At 35.3% G+C, this 4253-nt stretch carries 3 protein-coding genes and 1 pseudogene; 1 reads left to right on the forward strand and 3 read right to left on the reverse strand.

Annotation, left to right across the window (positions count from 1 at the left end; translation table 11 throughout):
• Nucleotides 1-316 precede the first annotated feature (316 nt).
• From F6K15_RS37500 to phnC, 3 genes and pseudogenes are all read right to left on the reverse strand, one after another.
• Nucleotides 317-518, reverse strand: a pseudogene (locus F6K15_RS37500) (IS1 family transposase); the annotation flags it as partial.
• Nucleotides 519-734: 216 nt separating this feature from the next.
• Nucleotides 735-1577: a phosphonate ABC transporter, permease protein PhnE gene (gene phnE / locus F6K15_RS37505; protein WP_293071124.1), complete on the reverse strand. Its 843-nt coding sequence runs from the start codon at nucleotides 1575-1577 to the stop codon at nucleotides 735-737.
• Between the two features lie 339 nt (nucleotides 1578-1916).
• On the reverse strand, nucleotides 1917-2711 hold the full coding sequence (phnC, locus tag F6K15_RS37510; RefSeq protein WP_293071126.1) for a phosphonate ABC transporter ATP-binding protein: 795 nt from the start codon (nucleotides 2709-2711) through the stop codon (nucleotides 1917-1919).
• A 455-nt stretch (nucleotides 2712-3166) separates the two neighbouring features.
• On the opposite strand from phnC, the gene F6K15_RS37515 reads away from it, so the two are divergent.
• A complete protein-coding gene (locus F6K15_RS37515; protein WP_293071128.1) occupies nucleotides 3167-4036 on the forward strand; it encodes a cyanophycinase in 870 nt (289 codons plus the stop codon).
• The last annotated feature ends 217 nt before the right edge of the window (nucleotides 4037-4253 follow it).

The following is a 4253-nucleotide window of genomic DNA, read 5'->3' on the forward strand; positions in this document are numbered from 1 at the left end:
CGTAGCTCCTCCGGAGGAGGCGTGCCCCCCGGCAACTAATAACACTATAGCATATATTCAATTGACTTAACATAAAAATAAAAAGTCGCCCTACAAGGGCGAGGCTTTAAACCCAATTTTTCGGTAAATGCCATCCTTCAAGCAGTTTAACAAACTTTGAATGGGTCTTAATTGAAGCATCACATACCAAAAAAGAAGAAAATTTGTCCAACATTCAGGGAGCAACAGAGCAATTTGAGATGGTATCTTGTATCAATTGAAGAAAAGAATGGTTGGCTCCTGGTGTAATTTACCCTGCGTATTTACCACCAGGCTTTTTGACTCTTGATATTCCTCTCAAGCCCATACCATTAACATACATTTTTAAGCATTCATTTCTGAGTTCATCACTATAACCTCTATAAGTTTCATAGCAATCAATAAATTGACGACCACATTCTACACAAATATAGTTTTGCTTTCCTTTTTTTTGGCCATTTTTATTGATGTGAGTTGATTGACCCATTTGGACATTCCATAATTTTTCTGCCTAATTAGCGTTGGCGGAGCAAGTGCGGCAGCTATATCGCGAATTTCTCAAATCATACCTTAATTCACCAACCCCTGGTAATGGTTGAAGATGGAATATTTTTTTATACCGAATTAAACGAATTTGATATTACTAGGACTTACGAAAATTCACCTTAAAAACGCCTACTTAGGAGCTTTATGGCATTTGCTAACGCCAATATCGGCTATACTAGCCAATTTCTTAATTTTGCTGATAATAAATCAATTATGGAAGTTGCCAATATTAAAATAATTAAAATTGCACAAACTTTTTGATACAAAAATGAACCAAAACTTTGATAAAGAGAAACTCCTATACCACCTGCACCTACTATTCCTAATACAGAAGCAGAACGAACATTTGATTCAAAACGATACAAGACGAAGGAAGTCCATAAAGGTATTACTTGAGGAATTACCCCAAAGATAATCTCCTGAATTTTACTAGCACCCGTAGCCCGAATACCTTCAACGGGACCAGGTTCAATTGACTCGACTGCTTCAGAAAAAAGTTTTCCTAAAGTACCTGCTGTATGTACAAATAAAGCTAAAACACCAGCAAAGGGACCTAAACCAACAGCTACTACAAATATTAGAGCAAATACCACTTCATTAATTGCCCGCATGGCGTCTAAAATTCGACGAATAGGCTGTACTATCCAAATTGGACACATATTTTCTGATGCCAAAATAGAAAATGGAACGGCGAAAATTGCTGCTAAAATAGTTCCCCAAAGACCCATTGAAATAGTAATTATGGTGTCTTCTAAATAAATTTTCCAATCGGAAAAATCAGGGGGAAAATATGATTGAATATACTCAACCATGTTACCGCTACGTTGAAACAAAGTTAAAAAATTTATTTCACTTTGTAGAGCAGAAAAAACCAGAATAATTACAGCACCCAATACAAACATTATGCGAGTATTAGTAACTCGTTTTTTTTCTTTGGCTAACATTTCTATAACTGCTGGAGTAGCGATAATAGTTCGATCGATAGAGTGAAAATTATTAGTTATTTTGCTCATTTTTATTAATATCTTTCTACACAGAAAATTCAATTATAAATTATGAATTATTTTTTTCTTTAGTCATCTTAAAGATGACTTAAACTATTAGCTAAGGATTTCAATCCTTGGCTTGGCGAACTTGGCGAACTTGGCGAACCATGTCATCCGCCAAGAAATAAATTTCTTGGCTCAAAGCAGAAGTCATCTTTAGATGACTAAAGATAGCTAATTTATTATGGCTAATTAATGAGACCTGATATAATATAATGTTCGGATAATTAGCAATCAAAAACTTTCTCCCTTTTAATCTTTCTTTTCCTTCTTCCTTCTTCCCTCTTTCTTCTTCCTTCTTTTCAACTAAACCAATTCTCCATGACCCTTCAATATTAGTTCTTCTGCCGCTGCACCATAAAGTTCGTCAAGTCTACGATCGCTAAGATTAACTGTTGGATCGTCAAATACAACTTCTCCATTTCTCAGAGCAATAGTACGTTCAAAATACCGACGTACCATTTGAACTTGATGTAGAGAAGTAACAATAGTAATATTATTTTCTCGGTTGAGTTGGCACAATAATTCCATTATCTTTCGAGCAGACTCCGGGTCTAGAGAAGCTATAGGTTCATCTGCTAGAATAATTTTAGCTCCCTGTACTAAACAACGAGCGATCGCTACCCGTTGTTGTTGTCCTCCAGAAAGTTGGGCTGCTTTTTTATAAGCTTGTTCTAAAATTCCTACTCTTTCCAATGCAGCAAGTGCCTGTATTTTTTGCTCTTTTGTAAATAGACGTAGTCCCGAATTAACAAGAGACATTCGCCCCAAGTTTCCCACTAATACATTGTCTATTACTGTTAGTCGCTTAACCAAATTAAATTGCTGAAAAATGCAACCTATTTGGCAACGTAATTTTCTAATATGTGAGTGGAAAACTCCATCTGTTTGTAAAGCTGTACCAAATATGTAAACTGTACCTGTATCTCCTTTCTCCAAACCATTTATATGTCGTAGTAAAGTAGATTTTCCCGAACCAGAAGCACCAACTAAACCCACCATTTCTCCTGGTTCAACACAAATATTAACTTGCTTCAAAGCAGGTTTTCCTTTAAAATTTTTATCAAGATTCTTAACTTCTATAGCGCTATATTTAGACATTTATACTATAAATTATGAGTAAAACTAATATATATTAGAGCCTTTAGGTTAATTTTAGGTTATCTTTCAGTAAAAAAATCATAAATCAATAGACATTTCCAAAGCAACTGTCTGATTCGTGTTTGACAATTAGTGCGAACATCTTGCTCGCGTTATGAATCATAATAATTACCCAATGTCCTAACTATAGTAGCGACTGCTATATTATGTGTAATTTCCAATTTTATGTCTAATTTATTCTATTATTTAATTGACATAAAATACCATTCGGACAATTATCTAAATTTATGAAGTTTATTTCTTTATCTTATTTGTTTTTGTTGCTAACTTCCCTATCCAGAAAATTACTTAAATTCATAGTAATGTTCTGTTTAATAATTACCATTGTATTGATTTTTCCTACCCAAGCAAAAAGCGACAGTGATTTAAAAAACAATTCTATTAATCTAAGTTTAATGTACAGTGGTCCAGTTTATAACTTTGGTGGTGGTGGCCTTGATATAGATTCTGCAATTCAGTGGATGATTAATCAAGTCCGAGGATGTAATTCTTGTCGCGAGAAAGTAGATGTAATTGTCATTCGTGACTCAGGTAGCGATGCCTATAATCGACCAATTCTAGCTATGGATGGGGTAAACTCAGTGGAAACTCTGATAATTTCTCATCGAGAAGATGCTCAAAAACATAATATAATGGAGCAAATTGAGAATGCCGAAGTAATTTTTTTTGCAGGTGGCGACCAGTGTCAATACCTGCGGAATTATCGAAATACGAAACTGGATCGAGCTGTTAATTCTGTTATTGCCAAAGGTGGGGCAGTTGGCGGAACCAGTGCTGGTGCAATGATTCAAAGTCATTTTGTATTTAATGCTTGTTCTGAGACAGTCACCAGTAAAACCGCACTAAAAGACCCATATGAAGATATTACTCTTGACGAAGGTTTATTTCACAGGCAAAAATTTCAGGGAACTGTTATAGATACTCACTTCTATGAGCGCGATCGCATGGGTCGGTTAATGACATTTGTTGCTCGTTTACTCAGAGATGGAATATCTGATACTGCTTTAGGTATTGGTATTGATGAAGATACTTCGTTAATTGTGGATAAAAGTGGTTTAGCTAAAGTAGTTGGAAATGGGTTTGTTTATTTTGTCTTGGGAGACCATTTACCAGAAAAATGTCAACCTCAAACTCCATTAACTTTTAGTGGGTTCAAAATCTGGAAAAAAGAAAATGGTGAAACTTTTGATTTGAATCATAGACTATCAACTGCTGATTATCAAGTTAGTGTTGAGAATGGAAAACTTGATTCTAGTCCTTATTAGGCATCTCCAGAAAAGAGGGAACAGGGAACAGGGAACAGGTAGAAACAATTGATAATTTATGGAAAAGAGATGGGGAGATGGGGAGTATTTGGTAGTGCCTGTGCGAAAGTGTGGGAATGCTCAGATGAATATAGTCCCATAATTGTGGAAATAATTATGGAATGTCCTCTGTGTGGTGATCATCAACCCCATAAGCACGGAAAAACAAGTATTGGAA

Origin of the sequence: Okeania sp. SIO2B3, from assembly GCF_010672525.1 — a bacterium.
Taxonomy (GTDB): domain Bacteria; phylum Cyanobacteriota; class Cyanobacteriia; order Cyanobacteriales; family Microcoleaceae; genus Okeania.

Excerpts from the sequence above, each read along its gene's own strand:
- F6K15_RS37515 (WP_293071128.1), top strand. The coding sequence starts at position 3,167 with ATGTACAGTGGTCCAGTTTATAACTTTGGTGGTGGTGGCCTTGATATA.
- phnC (WP_293071126.1), bottom strand. The coding sequence starts at position 2,711 with ATGTCTAAATATAGCGCTATAGAAGTTAAGAATCTTGATAAAAATTTT.
- phnE (WP_293071124.1), bottom strand. The coding sequence starts at position 1,577 with ATGAGCAAAATAACTAATAATTTTCACTCTATCGATCGAACTATTATC.